The sequence below is a fragment of the Mesobacillus jeotgali genome (assembly GCF_031759225.1).
In the GTDB taxonomy this organism is placed as follows: domain Bacteria; phylum Bacillota; class Bacilli; order Bacillales; family Cytobacillaceae; genus Mesobacillus; species Mesobacillus jeotgali_B.
Genome location: NZ_CP134494.1, coordinates 1,161,875 through 1,182,910 on the forward strand (window position 1 = coordinate 1,161,875; position 21,036 = coordinate 1,182,910).

General features: G+C 42.9%; 23 protein-coding genes. 15 read left to right on the forward strand and 8 right to left on the reverse strand.

The features are described 5' to 3' along the window. Window positions 1-4 precede the first annotated feature (4 nt). Window positions 5-1,108 carry a YheC/YheD family endospore coat-associated protein gene (locus RH061_RS05775; RefSeq protein ID WP_311074570.1) on the reverse strand — a complete coding sequence of 368 codons (1,104 nt, stop codon included), beginning with the start codon at window positions 1,106-1,108 and terminating at the stop codon, window positions 5-7. Window positions 1,109-1,310: 202 nt separating this feature from the next. Here RH061_RS05775 and RH061_RS05780 point away from each other — a divergent pair, with 202 nt between their 5' ends. The 4 genes from RH061_RS05780 to RH061_RS05795 all read left to right on the forward strand — a co-directional run bounded on the left by RH061_RS05780 (window position 1,311) and on the right by RH061_RS05795 (window position 6,039). Then, window positions 1,311-1,670, forward strand: a complete 360-nt coding sequence (locus RH061_RS05780) for a YlbF/YmcA family competence regulator (RefSeq protein WP_311074571.1) — start codon at window positions 1,311-1,313, stop codon at window positions 1,668-1,670. A gap of 814 nt (window positions 1,671-2,484) precedes the next feature. Beyond that, window positions 2,485-3,357 carry a Cof-type HAD-IIB family hydrolase gene (locus RH061_RS05785; protein ID WP_311074573.1) on the forward strand — a complete coding sequence of 291 codons (873 nt, stop codon included), beginning with the start codon at window positions 2,485-2,487 and terminating at the stop codon, window positions 3,355-3,357. 225 nt (window positions 3,358-3,582) lie between these two features. Further along, a complete protein-coding gene (locus tag RH061_RS05790) occupies window positions 3,583-5,097 on the forward strand; it encodes a coproporphyrinogen III oxidase (protein WP_311074576.1) in 1,515 nt (504 codons plus the stop codon). Window positions 5,098-5,247: 150 nt separating this feature from the next. After that, window positions 5,248-6,039 (forward strand): enoyl-CoA hydratase, encoded by a 792-nt coding sequence (locus RH061_RS05795; protein ID WP_311074578.1) that lies wholly within the window; start codon window positions 5,248-5,250, stop codon window positions 6,037-6,039. A 39-nt stretch (window positions 6,040-6,078) separates the two neighbouring features. Here the strand turns inward: RH061_RS05795 and RH061_RS05800 are convergent, their stop codons facing one another. Beyond that, window positions 6,079-6,264, reverse strand: a complete 186-nt coding sequence (locus tag RH061_RS05800) for a YhzD family protein (protein ID WP_311074580.1) — start codon at window positions 6,262-6,264, stop codon at window positions 6,079-6,081. A gap of 395 nt (window positions 6,265-6,659) precedes the next feature. On the opposite strand from RH061_RS05800, the gene RH061_RS05805 reads away from it, so the two are divergent. The 7 genes from RH061_RS05805 (at window position 6,660) to RH061_RS05835 (ending at window position 15,489) form a co-directional block, all read left to right on the forward strand. Then, window positions 6,660-7,559 (forward strand): ABC transporter ATP-binding protein, encoded by a 900-nt coding sequence (locus RH061_RS05805; protein WP_311074582.1) that lies wholly within the window; start codon window positions 6,660-6,662, stop codon window positions 7,557-7,559. Continuing rightward, window positions 7,552-8,805 carry an ABC transporter permease gene (locus RH061_RS05810; RefSeq protein WP_311074584.1) on the forward strand — a complete coding sequence of 418 codons (1,254 nt, stop codon included), beginning with the start codon at window positions 7,552-7,554 and terminating at the stop codon, window positions 8,803-8,805. Before RH061_RS05805 ends, RH061_RS05810 begins: the two co-directional genes overlap by 8 nt. A gap of 213 nt (window positions 8,806-9,018) precedes the next feature. Further along, on the forward strand, window positions 9,019-9,714 hold the full coding sequence (locus RH061_RS05815) for a Type 1 glutamine amidotransferase-like domain-containing protein (protein ID WP_311076294.1): 696 nt from the start codon (window positions 9,019-9,021) through the stop codon (window positions 9,712-9,714). Window positions 9,715-9,900: 186 nt separating this feature from the next. Continuing rightward, window positions 9,901-11,124, forward strand: coding sequence for a metallophosphoesterase family protein (locus tag RH061_RS05820; protein ID WP_311074586.1), 1,224 nt, complete (start codon window positions 9,901-9,903; stop codon window positions 11,122-11,124). A gap of 17 nt (window positions 11,125-11,141) precedes the next feature. Then, window positions 11,142-14,138 (forward strand): ATP-binding protein, encoded by a 2,997-nt coding sequence (locus tag RH061_RS05825; protein ID WP_311074587.1) that lies wholly within the window; start codon window positions 11,142-11,144, stop codon window positions 14,136-14,138. A 76-nt stretch (window positions 14,139-14,214) separates the two neighbouring features. Continuing rightward, on the forward strand, window positions 14,215-15,159 hold the full coding sequence (gene yhaM, locus RH061_RS05830; protein WP_311074589.1) for a 3'-5' exoribonuclease YhaM: 945 nt from the start codon (window positions 14,215-14,217) through the stop codon (window positions 15,157-15,159). Window positions 15,160-15,306: 147 nt separating this feature from the next. Beyond that, window positions 15,307-15,489: a sporulation YhaL family protein gene (locus RH061_RS05835; RefSeq protein ID WP_311074591.1), complete on the forward strand. Its 183-nt coding sequence runs from the start codon at window positions 15,307-15,309 to the stop codon at window positions 15,487-15,489. Window positions 15,490-15,529: 40 nt separating this feature from the next. Here the strand turns inward: RH061_RS05835 and RH061_RS05840 are convergent, their stop codons facing one another. Further along, window positions 15,530-16,411: a peptidylprolyl isomerase gene (locus RH061_RS05840; RefSeq protein WP_311074592.1), complete on the reverse strand. Its 882-nt coding sequence runs from the start codon at window positions 16,409-16,411 to the stop codon at window positions 15,530-15,532. 193 nt (window positions 16,412-16,604) lie between these two features. Here RH061_RS05840 and RH061_RS05845 point away from each other — a divergent pair, with 193 nt between their 5' ends. The 3 genes from RH061_RS05845 to RH061_RS05855 all read left to right on the forward strand — a co-directional run bounded on the left by RH061_RS05845 (window position 16,605) and on the right by RH061_RS05855 (window position 17,047). Beyond that, entirely contained in the window at window positions 16,605-16,685 is an 81-nt protein-coding gene (locus RH061_RS05845) for a YjcZ family sporulation protein (protein ID WP_023615406.1), read from the forward strand. Between the two features lie 92 nt (window positions 16,686-16,777). Further along, window positions 16,778-16,861, forward strand: a complete 84-nt coding sequence (locus RH061_RS05850; RefSeq protein WP_064503397.1) for a YjcZ family sporulation protein — start codon at window positions 16,778-16,780, stop codon at window positions 16,859-16,861. Between the two features lie 93 nt (window positions 16,862-16,954). Further along, complete coding sequence (locus RH061_RS05855; protein WP_311074594.1) at window positions 16,955-17,047, forward strand: YjcZ family sporulation protein; 93 nt, start codon at window positions 16,955-16,957, stop codon at window positions 17,045-17,047. 144 nt (window positions 17,048-17,191) lie between these two features. Here the strand turns inward: RH061_RS05855 and RH061_RS05860 are convergent, their stop codons facing one another. The 3 genes from RH061_RS05860 to RH061_RS05870 form a co-directional block, all read right to left on the reverse strand. Continuing rightward, on the reverse strand, window positions 17,192-17,380 hold the full coding sequence (locus RH061_RS05860) for a hypothetical protein (protein ID WP_225650422.1): 189 nt from the start codon (window positions 17,378-17,380) through the stop codon (window positions 17,192-17,194). 303 nt (window positions 17,381-17,683) lie between these two features. Continuing rightward, window positions 17,684-18,259: an HTH-type transcriptional regulator Hpr gene (locus tag RH061_RS05865; RefSeq protein ID WP_311074596.1), complete on the reverse strand. Its 576-nt coding sequence runs from the start codon at window positions 18,257-18,259 to the stop codon at window positions 17,684-17,686. A gap of 238 nt (window positions 18,260-18,497) precedes the next feature. Then, entirely contained in the window at window positions 18,498-18,869 is a 372-nt protein-coding gene (locus tag RH061_RS05870; RefSeq protein WP_311074597.1) for a YtxH domain-containing protein, read from the reverse strand. 174 nt (window positions 18,870-19,043) lie between these two features. Here RH061_RS05870 and RH061_RS05875 point away from each other — a divergent pair, with 174 nt between their 5' ends. Beyond that, window positions 19,044-19,235: a membrane protein YhzF gene (locus RH061_RS05875; protein ID WP_311074598.1), complete on the forward strand. Its 192-nt coding sequence runs from the start codon at window positions 19,044-19,046 to the stop codon at window positions 19,233-19,235. A 44-nt stretch (window positions 19,236-19,279) separates the two neighbouring features. Here RH061_RS05875 and RH061_RS05880 read toward each other — a convergent pair whose 3' ends face one another. Together RH061_RS05880 and serC are read right to left on the reverse strand one after the other, a co-directional pair. Continuing rightward, window positions 19,280-19,798 carry a tryptophan transporter gene (locus RH061_RS05880; RefSeq protein WP_311074599.1) on the reverse strand — a complete coding sequence of 173 codons (519 nt, stop codon included), beginning with the start codon at window positions 19,796-19,798 and terminating at the stop codon, window positions 19,280-19,282. Between the two features lie 123 nt (window positions 19,799-19,921). Further along, a complete protein-coding gene (serC, locus tag RH061_RS05885; protein WP_311074601.1) occupies window positions 19,922-21,004 on the reverse strand; it encodes a 3-phosphoserine/phosphohydroxythreonine transaminase in 1,083 nt (360 codons plus the stop codon). Between the last annotated feature and the right edge of the window lie 32 nt (window positions 21,005-21,036).

Consider the following 21,036-nt stretch of genomic DNA (forward strand, 5'->3'; position numbering starts at 1 on the left):
AAATTTATGACTGGCAAAGTCCGTAGCAATGCTCAATGATGGATTTTGTTGAGGGCCTGATTTTGGCAGCCCGCTCTTCAAAGTTCTTGGAAGGCTTGGAATTTGCCTCAATCAGCCATAAGTTCCCTTTTATATCGATTCCAATATCAATCCCCAGCTCGGCTGTGAGCCCCTCCGCATATTTGCTTATGACTTCTGCCGTCTCAAGGGCGAGCTCCTTCATAAGCGCCAGTTGATGTTTCGCTTGTTCTTTTCCGAATATCAACGCAAGCGTATACCCGGGCTTCATGACTTCGCCGCCGCGGGCAATATTTGAGACGAATAATTGTTCAGCGGAAACCCTGGCGACGATGGAGGTAACCTTCCAGAATTGCTGGGCATTTTTATGGCAGAGGACCCTGAAGTCCATTCTTCTGCCATTCAGTTCCGAAAGCTGTATTCCTTGCTGAATGATGCAGAGCCGTTTTCCGACGATGGGAGCAATGGAATGGGCCAGCTCCGAAACATGTTTAAATTCCCTAAGGTCCCTGGCTGGCATTGAGGATAAGGATGCATGGAACATCCCATCTTTTTTGGCCACCTGGATAATATTGCGGCCCTGGCTGCCGTGAACGGGTTTGATGTATAACTCGTCATGCTTCTCAAGCATGCTTTCGAGCAGACTTTCGGAATAGAGATGTGTTTCCGGTATGAAAGGATGCAAATGGTCTTCTTTCATTAAAAATTCTTGAACCTCCCACTTCGAAAGGAAGCGGTGATTAAATATCTTTATTCCGAGAGCGTCCAATTTATTTAAAAATCCCTTAAATCCTTTGCTGATTTCGGTTCTTCGTGACGATACCCGATTATAAATGACAGCAGGAAAAGGGAAGAAACCCCTTTTCCATCCATCTTCTTTGTCATCATAAGAAAAGCCCTCTACTCCTTGATCAGAAAAGCCTTTGAGTGAAAAAACATAAAAGCTTCCCCCTAATTCAGAAACTCCCTGGTGAAGCTCTTCGCAAAAGGAGTGGACTTTACCAAAGTCAGGTCCATGATCTTCGTTTATTTCGGTCAGCAAAGCGATGACAGGATTGTTGGGTAAGCTTTTCGATTTTGCTGGCGTCATAGCTTCTCCTCATTTTCTTTTAGGCTGCATAAGGCAGCACCTTGTAAAATAGGCAAACACACATATTGCATCCTATGAATAGTAGTGGTTATTGGTGATTTTTAAGGTAGGTGCAGAATGTCGCCGGACCCGAACTTTTGGCAATCAGCAACATAGTTTGTTATAGTGGAGTGGAGCGTTTAACGTAGAAGGAGTGATTTAAATGGCAGTCAATACTTATGATTCAGCCTACGAATTAGAGAAAGCAATCAGGAACAGTTCGGAATACACAGAATTAAAAAAACTATATGATGCTGTGAATAATGATGAATCAGCAAAAAGGATGTTTGAAAACTTCCGCAATATCCAGATGCAGCTTCAGGAAAAGCAAATGACTGGTCAGGAAATTACCCAGGAAGAAGTAGAGCAGGCACAAAAGACAGTCGCGCTTGTCCAGCAGCATGAACTTATTTCTAAGCTGATGGAAGCAGAACAAAGAATGAGCATGGTCATTGCCGAGCTTAACCAGATCATCATGAAGCCTCTTGAAGAGCTTTACGGAAACCCGAACCAGCAGCAATAATAGAATGACAGGACTCCCGCCGATGTGCGGGAGTTTTTTGTTTTGGAATATAGGAAAAACTATTGCATTCGAGGTTATGACAGACAAAAATCAACGGAAAAGAGGAAAAACTGTCCGTCATCTAAGGGATGACGGACAAAAATCAGAGAAAAAGAAGAAAGACTGTCCGTCATCTAAGGGATGACGGAAAAAAATCAGAGAAAAAGAGGAAAAACTGTCCGTCATCAAGGTTATGACGGAAAAAAATCAGAGAAAAAGAGGAAAAACTGTCCGTCATCAAGGTTATGACGGACAAAAGTAAGAGGAAAAAAGGGAAAACTGTCCGTCATCAAGGTTATGACGGACAAAAATCAGAGAAAAAGAGGAAAAACTGTCCGTCAACTAAGGGATGACGGACAAAAATCAGCGGAAAAGAAGAAAAACTGTCCGTCATCAAGGTTATGACGGACAAAAGTAAGAGGAAAAAAGGGGAAACTGTCCGTCATCAAGGTTATGACGGACAAAAATCAGAGGAAAAGAAGAAAAACTGTCCGTCATCAAGGTTATGACGGACAAAAATCAGAGGAAAAGAGGAATATCTGTCCGTCATCAAGGTTATGACGGACAAAAATAAGAGGAAAAAAGGAAAAACTGTCCGTCATCTATGACTCTTTTGGGCGGAAGGAGACTTATCATATACGCTGCCCTCATTCCTTCTGTGGACTGCGTCCAGCAAAGGAAGCTAATATCAAAATCCTGCCCATGTTCTATTCTCTTGCTTTCTATCATACAAGTTAAATAAGGACAAAAACACCGAAGAAATGGGGGCATAATTATGATTTACCGTCTTCTTGCGCTTAACGTGGATGGAACGATTCTCCAATCAAATGGAAGGGTCCATAAATCCACGAGGGATGCGATTGAGTACGTTCAGCAAAAAGGAGTGTATGTGACTCTAGTAACTTCAAGAAGCTTTCCATCAGCCAAAAAAGTGGCTAAAGCGCTGAAAATAAATTCATTGCTTGTGACTCACCTCGGATCCTACATCTCTAATGACCTTCGCAGTGATCCGGTTTTTGAAAAACGGATTTCAGAGGATGTCACTTTCCAGCTCGTCAGGTTCCTCGAGAGCTTTCCATGCCAAATCCGTCTTGTGCATGAAAAGTTTTCTCTGGCAAACAAGTATAAATTGAACCACAATCTGCTGGCGAAAACTGTATTCACTTCAGGTGACCCGATTTTTTACTCACAGCAGTTCACTGATTCTATCAGTGAAACATTAGTCAATGATCCAGTCTCACCTCCAAAAATTGAAGTCTATTTCGAGTACGAAGAGGATTTGAAGGATGCTCAGCAGGCGATAAACGGAATGTTCTCAGAAGTGTCCCTGTCAAGGCTGAATGAATACAGACTCGATATCATGCCTCAAGGTGTTTCCAAGCTGAACGGCCTGATCCAACTGGGTGAGCACCTTGGAATCCCATTAAAGGAAATGGTCGCAATAGGTGATGCCTATGACGATATTGATATGATAGAAGCAGCCGGTCTTGGCGTCGCGATGTGGAACGCACCTGTAGAAGTAAAAAAGGCTGCCGATTGGGTGACCCGCTCGAACAATCAGCATGGTGTCAGCTATATGGTCAAAGAACACTTTCGCAAACAACAGCCAATCGAATTTCTCAGAAAAATGAATATTATAAAAATGTAAACATACCAAGCATGCCTGGGGTGAAAACACCACAGGCATGCTTTTGCTGTGTTTGTGAGTATTTTAGTACTAGACTGTAGGTTTAATTACAATGAGCCTAATCGGAAGTCTATGATACTCAGTCGGACTAGCGGCGAAAACTGGTACCTTTTACACTGTCTTGACCTTTGAATCATACTTCTATTACACTTATTGAAGTATGTTTAATTGAAAAAGGTGAATCTCATGAGAATTAATATAAAAGGTATACAAGATGAAAGATTTCAGCGTCCTTTAGGATTGATTGCCAATTTGTTTTTTGAAGAATCCGAAGTAGCATTAAGCGAGTCGGAGCAGGAAGCCGATGCAGCTATAGAATTCGATGTTCAGAATGTCGAAGGGCAGTTTTATGTAAAAGCAGCCCTGGTGGCGGATGGGAAGACTTTTACAGCTGAGGCCAATAAAGAAGTTCCAGCCGGTTTGAGCGAAAAGGAAGAATTCAAATTGCTTAAAACCGTCATTTCAAGGGCTTATTTAAAAGTACTTCAAGACTGGACAGGAATGATCCAGAAATGGGGCATCCTAACCGGCGTCCGCCCTACGAAGCTTTTGCATAAAAAGCTTCGTGAAGGGATTGACCAGCAGGTTGCTCATAAAGAACTGAAGGAACAGTATTTGATATCAGATGAAAAAATTCATCTTATGCAGAAAATAGTTGACCGCCAGCTTGCGGTCCTGCCTGATTTGTACGATCTGAAAAATGGTGTCAGCATTTATATTGGCATTCCTTTTTGCCCGACGAAATGTGCTTACTGCACATTCCCGGCATATGCCATCAACGGCCGACAGGGATCTGTGGACTCTTTCCTTGGCGGTCTCCACTACGAAATCCGCCAAATAGGGGACTGGCTGAAGAAGAATGATATCAAGATTACGACCGTTTACTATGGTGGCGGCACGCCGACCTCGATTACCGCTGAAGAAATGGATATGCTGTACGAAGAGGTCCATCAGTCATTCCCGGATGTTGAGAATATCAGGGAAGTGACTGTCGAAGCAGGCCGCCCGGACACAATCACACCTGAAAAACTGGAGGTGCTGAAAAAGTGGAATATCGATCGCATCAGCATTAACCCTCAGTCTTACATCCAGGAAACCTTGAAGGCAATCGGACGTCACCATACAGTCGAAGAAACGATCGATAAATTCCATCTGGCCCGAGAAATGGGCATGAACAATATCAACATGGATTTGATCATCGGCCTTCCTGGAGAAGGGACGGAGGAATTTGCACATACTCTTGCTGAAACGGAAAAGCTAATGCCAGAATCCTTGACGGTCCATACTCTTTCTTTTAAAAGAGCGTCCGAAATGACAAGGAATAAACAGAAGTATAAGGTTGCTGGCCGCGATGAAATAGAAAGAATGATGAATATGGCTGAATCATGGACGAAGGAACATGATTACGTGCCATACTATCTGTACAGGCAGAAGAACATTCTTGGAAACTTGGAGAATGTCGGCTATGCTTTCCCGGAACAAGAGAGTCTGTACAATATCATCATCATGGAAGAGCAGCAAACCATCATCGGCCTTGGATGCGGAGCATCGAGCAAGTTCATCGACCCTGAAACAGGTGTAATCACCCAATTCTCAAATCCAAAAGATCCGAAGTCATATAACGACAGTTTTGAAGAATACGCGAATAAGAAAATCGAGATTCTCGACTCATTATTCAATAAGACTAGCTCCCGAAGTTAAATTTCGGGAGTTTTTTATGGTTATGTAGAACGATTAAGGAAGGCTACATTCCCTTATTCTTTTAAAAAATCTAAATAGTGAGAAAAAAGGTTTTTAAATATAACTTCTCCCTATATAATAAAAATAGAAGGAAAAATGGAGGGGATGAAGGTGACAATTGAATTTTCAACGGACACTGTAAAATTAGACATTGATGGACGTGTGGCGGTTCTTGAGTTGAACAGACCTGAAGCATTGAATGCACTTGATGTGGAAATGATCAAGGGAATCACGATGAACCTTAAGGAAATCTGTAAGTCTGATGAAATTGATATCGTGTTGATTAAAGGAGCCGGTCGGGCTTTCTCTGCAGGCGGGGATATCAAGACAATGCTTTCGAATACAAATGAAAGCGATTTCTATCATGTAATGGACGATATCCATGATATGATCGTGACACTGTACAGCATGCCAAAAGTGACCATCAGCGCAGTAACGGGTGCTGCGGCCGGGCTGGGATTCAGTCTAGCACTCGCGACTGATTACATAATCGCTGAGCCATCAAGCAAGATTGCAATGAATTTTATTGGCATCGGTTTGATCCCGGATGGAGGAGGCCACTTCTTCATGGAAGAACGTCTTGGGGAAACGAAGGCGAAGCAGCTGATTTGGGAAGGAAAAACCCTTTCTGCGGATGATGCGTTGACACTGGGCCTTATTGACGAGGTGCCTGAAGGCGATTTTACAGAAGCAGTGGAAGCAAAAATACAAGGATGGCTGAACAAACCAGTTCAGGCTATGATTAAAACAAAGAAAATTCTTGCGGAGAAAAACAGGCCTGCACTGTTGAAAATCCTTGAACTCGAAAAATACGGGCAGTTTAAAATGCGCCAGACAGAAGACCACAAGGAAGGCATCGCTGCCTTCCTTGAAAAGAGGAAGCCGCAGTTCAAAGGGAAATAAACAAAAAAAGCAAAGAGGATTTGAGCCTCTTTGCTTTTCTTATGGACGGAAAAGAACCAGCTTGCCTCTCGGTGATGTGCAGCGGTGCGTTTTGTCGCTGAGGTTTTTTTCTTCAAGCATTCTTGCGCCAATTTCCTTTGCTTCTTCATCATTGGCAGCCTGAAATGATTCGTCAATCAGTTTTTCCCCATTTGGTTCAAAGGCTGTCAGTTTGTAAGTATCCATCACAACTTCCCCTTTTAAAAGATTAGTAAGTATAAAATTAACTTCGAGAATTGTCCAGCTCAAGCGCCTAACCAGTTTTCATCCCTGTTATTGCTTCTTCGAGTATCTTGCGAGAAGCGGTAGCTTTGAGCAGCACGAGACGCTTGTCTAGCTGCGGCTCCTAGCTCCTCGAGACGTTTCGGTCCTGCCAATGAAGTCAAAAAGCGACTTCACTGTCACGCCCTCCAGCGCTTGTCGGGGCTGACCAAGGCGCTTACGCTTTTCTTGCAAAATTCAGATGATTACTATTATTTTTGCATAACTTTTTTAAATATGCAAAACAAAAATATAATAAAATATGAAACTATTTCCATATATAATTCGTAGTATCTTATTGGAAAAGGAGGAATTTGAATATGGAATTAAAACTCGAACAGGTTACAAAGAGATTTGGCAATTTTACAGCAGTTAACCAGCTTTCACTAAATATACCTGAAAAAGAAATGTTCGGTTTCCTTGGTGCAAATGGTGCTGGGAAGACGACAACTTTCCGGATGATTCTCGGCCTGCTGGATGTCTCGGAAGGAAAGATCACCTGGGATGGGAAGCCGATCAATTATGACACAAGCAGTATCATTGGTTACCTGCCTGAGGAGAGAGGGCTTTATCCAAAATTAAAGGTTCGCGAACAGATTGTCTATCTTGCGAGGTTAAGAGGGATGCAAAAACAAGCGGCCCTCAAGGAGCTTGATTACTGGCTTAATCGTTTCAAGGTCCCGGAATATGCTGATAAAAAGGTTGAAGAGCTTTCGAAGGGCAATCAGCAAAAAATCCAGTTCATTGCCGCGGTCATCCATAAGCCAAGGCTGTTGATCCTTGATGAGCCTTTCAGCGGACTGGATCCCGTCAATGTGGAACAATTAAAGGAAGCAGTGCTTGAGCTTAAAAATGCGGGTACGACGATTGTATTTGCAAGTCACCGCATGGAGCATGTGGAAGAAATGTGTGAGCATATTTGCATCATGCACAAAGGAAGTCCTGTCGTTCACGGTGCCCTGAAAGAAATCAAGCGATCCTTTGGTAAAAAGAATTTGGTCATCCATGCTGATTTTGATACTACTTTCCTAAAGGAATATCCTGGAGTGACGAGAGCAAAATCAACAGCAGAAGGAATACACCTGCAAATCACAGGTGAACAAGTTGCTGAATCCATTTTAAAAGAGATTGTTGGTAAAGGTTTTATCCGCAAGTTCGTCCTTGAAGAACCAAGCCTCAATGATATTTTCATAGAAAAGGTGGGTGATTCTTATGAATAATTTTTTCATTATCCTGATCCATACATACATGAGTAAACTTAAAACAAAATCTTTCCTGGTCACTACCATCCTGACCGCAGGGATTATGTTGGCGCTAACGAATATGACGAACATTATCGATTTTTTCAACAAGGGTGATGAAGCTGAAAAAATCGCTGTTATCGATGAGTCAGGGCAGCTAATTGAACCACTGGAGCAGCAGTTGAAGATGGTGAACAAGGAGCTGGTCCTGGAGAAGTTTTATGGAGATGAGGCAAAAGCAAGGAAAGCCGTCGAGGAAGGGGAATATAAGGGCCTCCTTCAGCTGAGCTTGAACAATGAAGAACTTCCGTCAGCAGCCTACCAGGCGATGAGCATTGCCGATTCTGCTATTCCCGCTGATCTGCAGGCCGCCTTGCAGCAGATTAAAACTGCTATGGCTTCGACACAAATCAATATCGCCCCGGATGAACTGGAAAAGCTTTATGCGCCTGTAGAGTTTGAAAAAACAGCTCTTGAAAAAGATGCGAAAACGGAAGAGGAATTGAACCAAGCTAGAGGCCTGGTCTATGTCTTGCTTTTCATCATTTATTTTGCGGTCATCATGTACGCCAATATGATCGCAATGGAGGTCGCTACCGAGAAATCATCAAGAGTAATGGAAATCATGATTTCAAGCGTATCGCCGATCAAGCAAATGTTCGCGAAAATCCTGGGCATCGGGCTGTTAAGCTTGACACAACTCGCAGTCCTCTTGTTAGTAGGGTACATCTCAATCAAACAGAATCTCGAAAGCATGGAGGGCGGATTCTTTGAGTTCTTTGGTTTTGGGAATGTTGCAGCAAGCACAATCATTTATGCGGTTATCTTCTTCATATTAGGATATTTCCTGTATGCGACAATGGCTGCATTCCTTGGCTCGCTTGTCAGCAGGATTGAAGATGTCCAGCAAATGATCACACCGATGACTTTGCTAGTGGTTGCAGGTTTCATGATGGCAATGTTCGGACTGGGCCAGCCAGAAGCGCCATTTATAAAATATACGTCGTTCATTCCATTCTTCTCGCCGATGCTGATGTTCCTGCGAGTTGGAATGCTGAACATCCCTTTCTGGGAAATTGCCTTATCAATCGGTATCCTTGTGGCAACGATAGCCTTCCTGGCAGTATTCGGTGCGAGGGTATACAGAGGCGGAGTGCTGATGTACGGAAAATCGAATTCCTTCAAGGACATCAAAAAAGCACTTCAGCTAACGAAAAACGAATAACAACCAAAAGCTGCAATCCTGTGATTGTGGCTTTTTTACAAGGAATTTGATTGAATGTATGGAATAAGTATTATGTAGAAAGAAATAGGTATCTGCCCGAAATACAGCAGGAACCCAGATTTCGGTCACATAAGAGTCAAACTTCTGCCCGGGATGGAGAGCGACAAGTAATTTCGGTCACAAGTTTACTAGTTTACAAGGAGAGTGTTCATGTTGCGACAGATTATTGCGATGGGCGGCGGAGGTTTTTCGATGGAGCCGGAAAATCCGCTGTTGGACTTGTACATTCTGGGCCAGGCGGAAATCAGCACGCCAAAAGTTTGCTTTGTGCCTACAGCCAGCGGAGATGCGGAAAATTATATTTCGAGATTCTATAACGCTTTTGAAAACCATGATTGCAACCCTTCCCATCTTTCATTGTTCCGTCCTCCAACAAGGGATTTGGAAGACTATGTGATGGATAAGGATATCATTTATGTAGGTGGAGGAAATACAAAGAACCTGCTGGCGTTGTGGAAGGAGTGGGGTCTTGATGCGATCCTGCGGAAAGCCTGGCAAGATGGCAAAATAATGGCTGGAGTAAGCGCGGGCTCAATCTGCTGGTTCGAGGAAGGTGTTACAGATTCTTTTGGCAGCGGACTCGAACCGCTAAAGACCCTCGGATTCTTAAAAGGGAGTAATTGCCCGCATTATGATGGAGAAGAGGAGCGTCGGCCTGCATACCAGGAATTCGTTGGCTGTGGCAGGATTGCTGCTGGATATGCTGCAGATGATGGTGCCGCATTGCACTATATCGATGAACAGCTATATAAAGCGGTAAGCTCCCGGCCAGAAGCAAAAGCCTATCATGTTTGGGAATCAGGTGGAAAAGCACAAGAGGAGATAGTAAAGACCATATTTCTTGGATAAAGAGGAACTGCAGTCACATGAGGGCTGCAGTTTTTTTGCGTCAAAAAGAGTTTGACCTATGACGGGTCTCCTGCTCAAAGGATTGTCGAAGCTGGCCAAGACGCAAACGCTTTTTTATGATAGAACGTGCATTCGTATTTTTAGAGTGTTAAAATAAAGGAAAATAGGACGGGAAAGGATCATCCAATGAAACAGGTAAAATTTATACATACTGCCGACCTTCATCTTGATAGCCCGATGGTTGGCCTGCGGCATCTGCCCAAAGCCATTTTTCATCGGCTTCAGGAGAGCACATTTACGGCTTTGAAAAATATCACAAATACTGCGATTGAGCATGAAGTGGATTTTGTCGTAATGGCTGGCGATCTATTCGATGGAGAGGACCGGAGCATTCGGGCCCAGGCCGTTCTCCGCAATGAAATGGAAAAACTGGCTGCCAAAGGGATTAAGGTATATGCAATTCACGGTAACCATGATCATCTTGGCGTAAAATCTGTGGCTTTAAATTATCCGGACAATGTTCACTTTTTCTCAGATCAGGTAGAAAAGGTTGATTTTAGAAAGGCTGATGGTACACTTGTCCACTTATACGGCTTTAGCTATCCGGAGCGGCATGTCATGGAACGGTGGATCGAGAGGTATCAGAAGATTGATGGTGCAGACTTTCACGTTGGTTTGCTCCATGGCCATTTTGAGGGTGTGAGTGATCATGGGAAATATGCACCTTTCAGATTATCTGACCTTATCGAAAAAGACTATGATTACTGGGCACTGGGCCATATTCATAAAAAGGAGCTTTTATCCCAGCAGCCCTATGTGGTCTACCCTGGAAACCCCCAGGGTAGGAATCGGAAGGAAATAGGAGAAAAAGGGGCTTATATCGTTCATTTGACAGAAGCAGGTTCAGAAGCTTCCTTTTTTGAAACTGCTGGTGTCATCTGGGATGAAACTGTTATTGACGCACAAGATTCGTTAAGCTTCAATGCCCTTTATGAAAATTGCCTGAACATCATTGATGGAAGAAGAAGAGAAGGAAAAGGGGTCCTGCTGGATATTAGGATTAAAGGTCTGAATTCCAGCCATACCGATGTGATCGAAAAAATAACAAGCGGCGAACTTCTGGAACTCCTGCAGGAAGCAGAAAAGGAAGAAGAGTCATTTGTCTGGGTGCACAGGCTGAAATTTACCGAAGATATTGTTGTCGACCGCGCCCAATTGATTAAGCAAAGCGATTTTTATCAGGAGCTGTTCAGTACGATTGAGGAGTATGATGACCTGCGGAATTCACTGTCTCCACTATTCCAGCACAGCCAGGCAAGAAGGCATTTAGAGCTGATGTCGGAACGTGATAAGGAAGAACTGGTTGAGGATGCCGAGAGGATCTTGCTCCAGCTGCTGCTGAAAAATTAAAGAAAGGAGGCAGAAAGATGAAACTAATTGAACTGCATATTTACGGATATGGCAAGTTCGAGGATTATGTGATTAAATCCTTAGATCAACTCCAGATTTTCTACGGTGAAAATGAAGCTGGTAAATCGACCATCATGTCATTCATTCACAGCATTTTGTTCGGCTTCCCCGCCAAGCAAAGTGCAGAAATCCGCTATGAGCCAAAAAATAACCCAAAGTATGGCGGCAAGATCAAAGCCTTCTTTCCTGACAGGGGAGTTGCCGTCATCGAAAGGGTGAAAGGCAAGGCAGCCGGTGACGTGACTGTATCATTACAGGACGGGACGGTTGGCGGCGAAGAATTACTTAAAGACCTTTTGAAACGAATGGATAAAAGTATATTCCAGGCCATTTTTTCTTTCAATGTCCATGGGTTGCAAAATATCCATGGAATGAAGGGTGAAGAGCTTGGCAGGTATTTATTTTCAGCAGGAACTCTTGGCACAGACAAACTCTTCAACACGGAGGGGTTGCTGCTTAAGGAAATGGAAGTGCGGTTTAAGCCCAGCGGAAAAAGGCCGTTGCTGAACGAGAAATTAAAAGAGTTGAAAGACATCCAAAGTTCGTTGAAAAATGCTGAACAACAGAATGATCAATATTCAGAGTTGATGAGCATGAAAGAGGAAGTGAGTAATAAAATCTCTCAGCTGGAGGATGAGATTTTCGTCCTTGAGCAGAGTGGGACCAAGCTTCGCGAATATAAACGCAATGAAAAGCTGGTGCTGGAAGCTGCAGCATTGGACAGGAAAATCCAAGTGCATAATCCATCCTTTTTTCCAGAGGACGGCCTGAAGCGGCTTGAAAAATTGGACGAGCAGCATAAGTCCATACAGGCTAGAAAGTTAAGGATAGATGAAAAGAAGGATCAATTCCTGAAAGATCTGGAAAGGCACAAGCCAAACTCAGATTTGCTGGAAATGGAAACGGAAATTCAAGCACGAATTGAGAATCTGCCATTATATGATCAGCTGAAACAGGAAAAAAGGCTTCTGGAAAGCAAGCTGGAGGAAATAACGGAAGAAATAGATCAGCTTAATGACAAGCTCCATACGGATTTCAATGAGGGAAATATCCACGAAATCAATACAAGCATCTTCATAAAGGAACAAGCGGACAATGTGGAGCAGACAGAGCAAAGATTAGTCAATAAAAAGCTGGAGTTGGAATCTTCTTTTGAAGAAGAGAAAAAGGCGCTGGCCGATCTTGAGGCTAGGGCTGAAGCCGCAAAAGAAGATCTCCTCGCTGAAGCGAAACGAACGGTTCTGGTGAATAACCTCGACCTGCTGGAAAACAAAGAAAGAATCCAAGCCGAATTACAATATGTCATGGACCAGATAGAATCGGCCAAAATCAAGGAAGAAAGTGAAAAAGCCAGACGTAGGCAGCAACAGAAGAAGGATCAAACTCAATTGCTCCTGCTTGGAAGCATTTTTCTCATTGTTTCTCTCTGGGGAATCACAAATGGTTCGTGGTTTCTAGCCGGGATAGGGATAGCAGGCTTGGTGTTTTTGCTGGCAGCGCGTTTAAAGTCCACAGAGAAAATGCCAATGGAGGATAGGGCTCTATCCAGGCTGCTGGAACGGGAAAGAGCGTTGAAGGAAAGCTTGAACAGCCAGCCGGAAGGCAATGCTTATATGATCAAGAGTTTATTGGCAAAAGACGAAGAGGCGAGGCTGAGACATCGAGAACTGATGATCAAAATCGAGCAGCAGCATGATCGTTTTGAAAAAGTAGTTCAGCAATTTGAAGCATGGGAAGCAGATGAAGCACAACTAAAACGGAAAAGGTCGGAATTACTGAAACAATTTGGATTAACGGATCTTTCCGGTCCTATCAAGGTAGTGGATGCCTACCAATTAATAGAAAAACAAAAGCAGTATTTCCGTGAAAGAAAGAGAATAAAAGAAAGCTTAAAAAGTGTGACCGGATCTTTATCCGAAATGGAAAACAGCCTGAAAATGCTTGCGGAACGATTCCTTCATAATGGCAAGCTTGCTCCTGTTGAGGCGGCGGGTCTATTAAAGCGGACACTGCGTGAAGCAATTGACCAGAAGTCGAGGTACCGTGAACTTACCGGGAAACTGGACGAAATGGAGGAAGAATCATTATCCCTAATGAAGGAAGAGGAAGTGATCAGTCAAGAAAAGGATAGATTACTTGAACAGGCCGGAACAGAGGATGAGGATGGATTCAGGATGAAAGCGGAAAATGCCTCATTGGTGAAGGGGTGGAAAGCCAGGCTGGAGGATATAAATCACCAGCTGCTTGTATCTGGGATCACGGATGAGGATCGTATAATGATCCTGACAGGAATTCCGCTTGAGGAACAGATTGAGGAGAACGAATCGAAGTTAGTAAAAAGAAAGCGGGAGTTATCCGCAAAGTTTGACCTGCTTGCCGATGTAAAGCATAAGATGAAGGTGCTTGAAGAAGGTGGCATATATAGTGAATTGCTCCATAAATATAAGCAGCTTCAGCATGAGTTCACGGAGGATGCGAAAGAGTGGGCAAAGTTTGCGATCGCCAGGGATTTGCTTTCGAAGACAATTGAACGTTATAAGGATGAGCGGATGCCGAGAATGCTGGCCAAGGCTGAAAGCTTCCTGTCGATATTGACTGATGGAAGCTATGTGAGAATCATTCCACAAATCTCCGGCAGCGGCTTCCTGATTGAAAGAAATGACCATGTTTTATTTGAAGCGAATGAACTAAGCCAGGCAACGGCAGAACAAGTCTATGTATCCATAAGGCTTGCACTTGCTGCAGACCATCATGAACGCTATCCATTTCCGATTATCATCGACGACAGCTTTGTCAATTTTGACCATAACAGGACGAACAGGACGATTAGGCTGCTTAGGGAAATGAGCAATAACAACCAAATTCTCATTTTTACATGCCATCGCCATCTGCTGGACTATTTTGCGGAAAATGAAATCGTCAACCTGCAAGAAAAAAGTACAAATATAGTTTAAAAATGGCATGGTTTGAGAATCAGAGACAATAGACTCTGTGTGTTATACTGTTGCAGAGAGGAGAGGGCTGTTAACTATGAATAAAGGAATTTTAAATCACGAAACAGGGGACCAGGTAGAATTGTTTTTATTGATCAAGCATTCGTCAAAAGGAATTGCCAGCAACGGCAAGCCGTTTTTGACACTCATCCTCCAGGATCAGAGCGGGGAGATCGAAGCAAAGCTTTGGGATGTTTCCGAGGAAGATGAAAGTACTTATGGTGCTGAAAGCATTGTGAAAGTACAGGGGGATATCCAGAATTACCGAGGGCGCAACCAGCTGAAAATCAGGCAAATTCGTCCTGCTTCACCAGTTGACTCTGTCAAACTATCTGATTTTCTTGAGACAGCCCCAGTCAGCCAGGATGAAATGAGCAGCAAGCTTACCCAATATATATTCGAAATGAAGAATCCTAATATCCAGAGGGTCACAAGACATCTTCTGAAAAAGCATATGAATGCCTTTATGGAATATCCTGCAGCAACAAAGAACCATCACGAATTTGTTTCAGGACTTGCGTATCATGTTGTCTCAATGCTTGACCTTGCGAAGTCAATCGCAACATTATACCCAAGCCTTGATAAGGATCTTTTGTATGCGGGAGTCATCCTACATGATTTGGGGAAAGTCATTGAATTATCAGGTCCGATTTCTACGACCTATACAGTTGAAGGGAATTTGCTCGGACATATTTCGATCATGGTCAATGAAATTGGCAAGGCTGCCGATGAGTTAGGCATCAGTGGTGAGGAAATCATCATTCTTCAGCATATGGTCTTAAGTCATCATGGCAAGGCGGAATGGGGCAGCCCGAAACCGCCAATGATCAAAGAGGCGGAAATCCTGCATTATATCGATAATTTAGATGCGAAAATGAATATGCTGGACCGTGCGCTATCAAGGGTTAAACCGGGCGAGTTCTCTGAAAGAGTATTCGCGCTTGATAACCGCTCATTTTACAAGCCTGTTTTCCATAAGTAAAAAGCAAAAGGCCTTATTCCGTTTTATATGGAGGGGCCTTTTTGTTATGTTTCTTTTTACTCCTCAAAAGGCATATTTGGAAATTTTCTTCATATGAATACAATAAGAGTTCAATTTGGACAACCTTTAAATGGAGGGTATGCAAAAATGTCAATTCCAATCTGGGTAATAGCAGTCGCAGCAGGAATCGTATTCAGTGCCTTCATGGCAGTGAAAACAGGGAAAGAAGAAAGAAAAGAAGAAATGGAAAGCATTGAGCGTGAGGGCGAGCTATACATGAAAAGGCTCGAGAGGGAAAAAGAACAGCGTGAACATTCAACGGAAGCATAAAAAACGCTGGCTCCGAAAATGGAGCCAGCGTTTTTTGAAATTATTGTGGTGTTTGTACTTCTGCTTCTGGGAATTCAGCAGCACCTTTAAGGTCTTTATCCTTGATCTTAACGTTCGCAGCATCAAGCTCACGCTTCAGGACCTCTTGAATCTTATTAGAGTCAAGCTGAGCAAGCTTCAGTTCATACTCGAGCTCGTCCTTCATTTCTTCGTAAGATCCTTTTTCTTTCTTCTCGGTTACCTTGATGATGTGGAAACCGTGCTGGGATTTAACTGGTTCACTGATTTTATTTACTTCAAGGGCATAAGCAGCCTCTTCAAATTCAGGTACCATTTTGCCAGGACCGAAGAATCCAAGGTCTCCGCCCTGTGCAGCTGAACCAGGGTCCTTTGAGTATTCCTTCGCTAAATCCTCAAACTTTGCGCCTTCGTCAAGCTTCTTCTTCACTTCCTGTGCAGTCTTTTCGTCTTCTACAAGGATATGGCTTGCCTTGATTTCAGGCTTGTACTCTTCATAACGCTTTTTGACTTCATCTTCACTGACTTTCACGTCTTTAAGTGCAGCTTTTTCCATTAGAAGCTGATCTTTAAGGACTTCTTTTAATTCTTCTTCGTCTTTAAGCTGGTTTTGCTGTAGAACTAGCTCGAAGTTCTCTCCAAGCTCATCCTTAAGCTCGGCCACTTTTTCCTCAACCTCTTTATCCGTTACTTCATAATTTTCCGCAAGAACTTTTTGGTATAGCAATTCTTGAAGCGCTTGCTCTCCATACTTTTCCTTCATTGATTGATAAAGTTCTTCTTTCGTGATGTTGCCCGCCTTCGACTCAACGATCACTTCCGAAGAATCAGCATTATCGTTGCTGCAAGCACCTAAACCCATTACTCCGGCTGCAACCGTGAGGGAAATTATCATTTTTTTCATGGTGAACATCTCCTAAACAGAAAATTCTAGTGGCCGTTTTTAATCCACAAACTCTACTATAACATAATTTCAATTTTCTACAAAAAATATGTAATGGGTAATATTGGGTATTTATGGAGATGGGCGAATATCTATACCGTTTTCTCACCGGTGCATAGGATGGAGAGAAGAGAAAAAAAGGAGGTAGTTGAAAATGGGCCACTATAATTCAGGCTTTGCGTTAATCGTTGTCCTGTTCATCTTGCTGATTGTTGTAGGTGCGGCTTACCTATAATCAACAAAATGGAAGAAAAGCAGGATAGATGCCTATGCGGATATGTCATTACTTGAATAAGATACCATAACCATTTGGAAGGAGGTGTTAATATGGGTGCAGGATACGGCGGCGGCTTCGCGTTAATTGTCGTGTTATTCATTCTGTTAATCATCGTGGGTGCAGCTTGGCTTTAATTTCTGATTGACGAGTATGGGGGGACAAAAACCCCCGTACTTCGAGAGCCATGATGTTAAAGCAAGTTCTAAAAGCAGAAAGGAGGAACCTCAATGTCTGGAGGAGGACATGGATATGGCAGCGGCTTCGCTTTGCTCGTTGTCTTGTTCATTCTGTTAATCATCATCGGTGCTTCTTGGCTGTAAGCACATATGGGCAATGCTTTCTGCATGCCTTAATTGAAGGCTAATTTAAAACTCGAAATAAAAAGCGGTGAGGGAAACCTCACCGCTTAATGTATGTCCAGCTCAAGCGACTCGTGTGGCTGGGGCTGGAGCTTTTTTATGTAGTCACGTATACAAGATTTCAACAAAGGATGAAATCAGCAAAATTGTAACTAAAATATTGATCGTCCTGAAAATATTTGCATGTTTGTCTTCCGGTATTTCCTTCTGGATGCAGAGGGAGTCTGTAAGCTTGTTTATATAGAAGAGAATGAAGGCAGCAAAAAGGACAAACACCAATAAAATGGAGATCATCGAAGAATCCCTCCTTAGCAATCTTTTTATCTTAAATACAATAACAAATATTTAAGGAAAAAGATAGTTTTTTATATACTCCGTTCTGGAGGGTTATATAAGGATAAATTAACAGATTGAAGGATGATGATTTTAATGTGAGAGAATGAGCAAGCCGTAGGAAGAACAAAAAGCGGAATGGTCAATGTTCATTCATCCGCTTTATAAGATGATTCCAGTTCGAAAGCAGCCAGAGGAAGTGGACAAGTTTGTGTCTCCAAGCGGTTAACTTCCTCTAATCAGGAGTGCCATCATACCTATAAATCAAGCATACTCCTTTGCGGCTGGATCTATCTTTTTAAGTGTGCCGTCCTCATCGGAAAACTTCCTGTCAATATTCGAAAAAGACTTCTCGAATATTTCCATAAAATCATCGCCGTAAATATTGCGGACAATTGCCATGATTTCAATGATGTCCGGGAATTTGCCATAGAGTTCCTTCAATGGCATCGCACCTGAAAAAACAGCATTATTATCTGGCTCATAGCTTTCCATCAATGCGAGCAAAATACCTTCTCCTTCTTCCGTAAGCTGGATATAGGTATTTCTTTTGTCGCTTTCCTTCTTGGAAAACTTTAAATAACCTCGTTCCTCAAGCTTCTTCGAAAAGTTGAAAGCAGTGGATACATGCATGACTCCAAACTTTGCCACATCAGAAATCGATGCACCATTCAAATGGTAAGCAATCCATAAAATATGATGCTCATTGATATTCAAATCGAATGGTTTGATCCATTGCTGCCAGTCCTTCTCGACAGATTTCCATAAAGCCTTGCTCAGCTGGGCAATTCTTTGACTAAACATCATTGCTTCTTTCATTGAATAATTTTTATCTCCCATTCTCATATTCACCTACTTTATTGTTTCTATTTTCATTATGCCAATAAAACAAAAATTAATAAAGATATAAATTTACAAAATTTTTTGAATTTGTTAAATTCCATCTGAAGTCGGGTTGTTTTTATGTAAAGATTTAATTGTCATAAGAAAATTGCAATTTGCATAATATATCTTTCTGGATAAAAAAAGAAAATCCTTCCCCCCGAAAAAAATAACTTTAGGGGAAGGATCATTCTGGTTAATTTTCTTTTGAACTCTCAGCAGCCAACTCAGATTCCAAATCTTTAATTGAATCCTCAAGCTCCTTGATATCCTCTTGAAGGCCTTGCATGTTTTCCTCTGTTTGAAGCTTCCACTCGAAGATCGCTGTCTTTACATCGGTGATAAATGTTTGGATAGAGGCTTTGCCCTCCTTGGAAGCGGTGGCTACTGTGTTTTTCAATTCAACAGCCGCATCCTTTATATCCTTGATGGATCCGAGATATTCATCTTTATTAGCCAGAAGAGTCCTTCTGGTTTCATAACCTGATTTTGGTGCCGCGAGCAGCGTTGCAATTCCAGCTACAACTCCGCCTACAACCATTCCCGCTAAAACATTTTTCGCTTTCATGTTGTGACCACCTCTACAATTTTACTGTATATTTTCTCCAAATGAATCACGATTCCTCTTTTCTTCTATATTTAATTTCCTATTCTCGCACAAATAAACGTTATTAGCTTCATAGCCTTAAATTAACAGGCATAAAAATATAATAACGTCATGTTCAGGAAGGAGAGGAGGGGAGTGGGGATCTTTACAAGTATGGTGTTTCTCATCAGCGTTGCTTTCTTTGCGGGGGCCGTCCATCAGCTCCTTGCGTTAAGAAAGCCGGGGATGTATCCACCGAAAGCGCTTCTGCGGAAGAGAGCAGGGACGCTGGCAGGAGGAGGAGCCATTTTTTTACTGATCGGGATTATCTTTTACTCATTCCAATAGAGCAAAACAAAGCCCCTGTCTATGTAGACAGGGGCTGATAATTTTTAATTGATTTCAGCGAGCTTTGCTCTTTTGAAAATGTTCGTTGCCACTGGATAAAGAATGGCCATGAAAACGGCGTTGAATGCTGCTGCAGGCAGGACAACCGCTGCAAATAATGCAGTGAACGGTCCCGGCAGGCCGATAAGGTAATAGGCAGAACCAAGGAAAACGATTCCCGACACAATGGTTCCAACCGCTGTAAGGCCAGCTGCAGTATAAATGGAAAACTTGAAGTTTTTCAGCGCCATCAGGATTCCGAAAAAGACGAACGCAGTAACAGGCTTGTCAATGATATTCGGAACAAGGCCTCCTGGGAAAGTAGTAGTCAATCCAGAGATCAATCCAGTTACGGCAGCAACTAAGAGTACACTCTTTTTGTCAGGAAAAAGGATGATTCCAAGGAACATCATCGTCAGCATCATATCAGGCTTCATCCCAAGGAAAAACCCGGGTACCACCACATGCAAGACTGCTCCCATCCCCACCAAAAGGGACAATGCTACAAGATTCTTCGTATTCATTTCTCATCTCTCCTCTGCTATTCTAGCTAACTAGTACTCCTCCTGCAGTGCTCTCTTTGCCTGCAGCGAAAAGCTTTCTCCAATTATAACATATATTTTAATGGAGTAAAGGTTAATATTCTGTCAATTTCTGTTTCTGAAACGATTCATGAAATCGGCAAGTTTCTCAACGTTTTCAAAGGGAACAGCATTATAGGTCGAGGCTCTGCAGCCGCCAACAGATCTGTGGCCCGCAAGTCCGATAAAACCAGATTCCTCCGCCTCTTGGAGGAAGGCAGAAGTCAAATCCTCATTAGCAAGTGTAAAGGTGATATTCATCAATGAGCGGCTCGGTTTTTCCGCATGCCCTTTATAGAAACCATCACTTCTGTCTATCGCATCATAAAGCAATGCCGCTTTTTCCTTATTCATCATTTCGAGTTGTTTAACCCCCCCGAGAGCTTCAGCCCATTCAAGCACAAGCTTCAGGAAATATATCGATAACGTGGGAGGTGTGTTATAAAGAGATTTTGAAGCAGCCTGAACCTGATAGTTAAGCATTGAAGGCAGTCCTGTTTTAGAGCGCTTGAGCAAATCTTTGTGGATGATCACGACGGTGACTCCGGATGGACCGAGATTTTTCTGCGCACCTGCATAGATGAGCCCGAATGATGATAGATTTAGTGGCCTGCTGAGAATGTCGCTGGACATGTCAGCAACAAGCGGAGTAGGCAAGCTCTCAGGGAAGGAATGCCACTGAGTTCCATAGATGGTATTGTTCGTCGTGATGTGAAGGTAGGATGAGTCATCTGGTATATCGAATTTAGATGTACTGGGGATTGATCGATAGTTGACATCTTTGGAAGATGCGGCTATTACGGCATTTCCAATTTTCTGTGCTTCTTTCAGTGCTTTCTCAGCCCATGTGCCTGTAAGGACATAGCTCGCGGATGATCCTTCTTCAAGAAGATTCATCGGTACCATGGTAAACTGCAGGCTTGCACCACCCTGTAAGAAGAGGATCTCATAATCATCCGGGATGGATAGAAGGCTGCGCATCAAATTCATTGTCTGCTCATTGATGTCTTCAAATTCCTTGCTGCGGTGGCTCAATTCCATGACTCCCATCCCGCTGCTCCGATAATTCATCATTTCTTTTTCCGCTTTCGCTAACACGGCCTCAGGCAATGCAGCCGGGCCAGCGTTAAAATTGAGAGCACGTTTCAAGATCATCCCTCCGAAAAATAAGATACGGCATT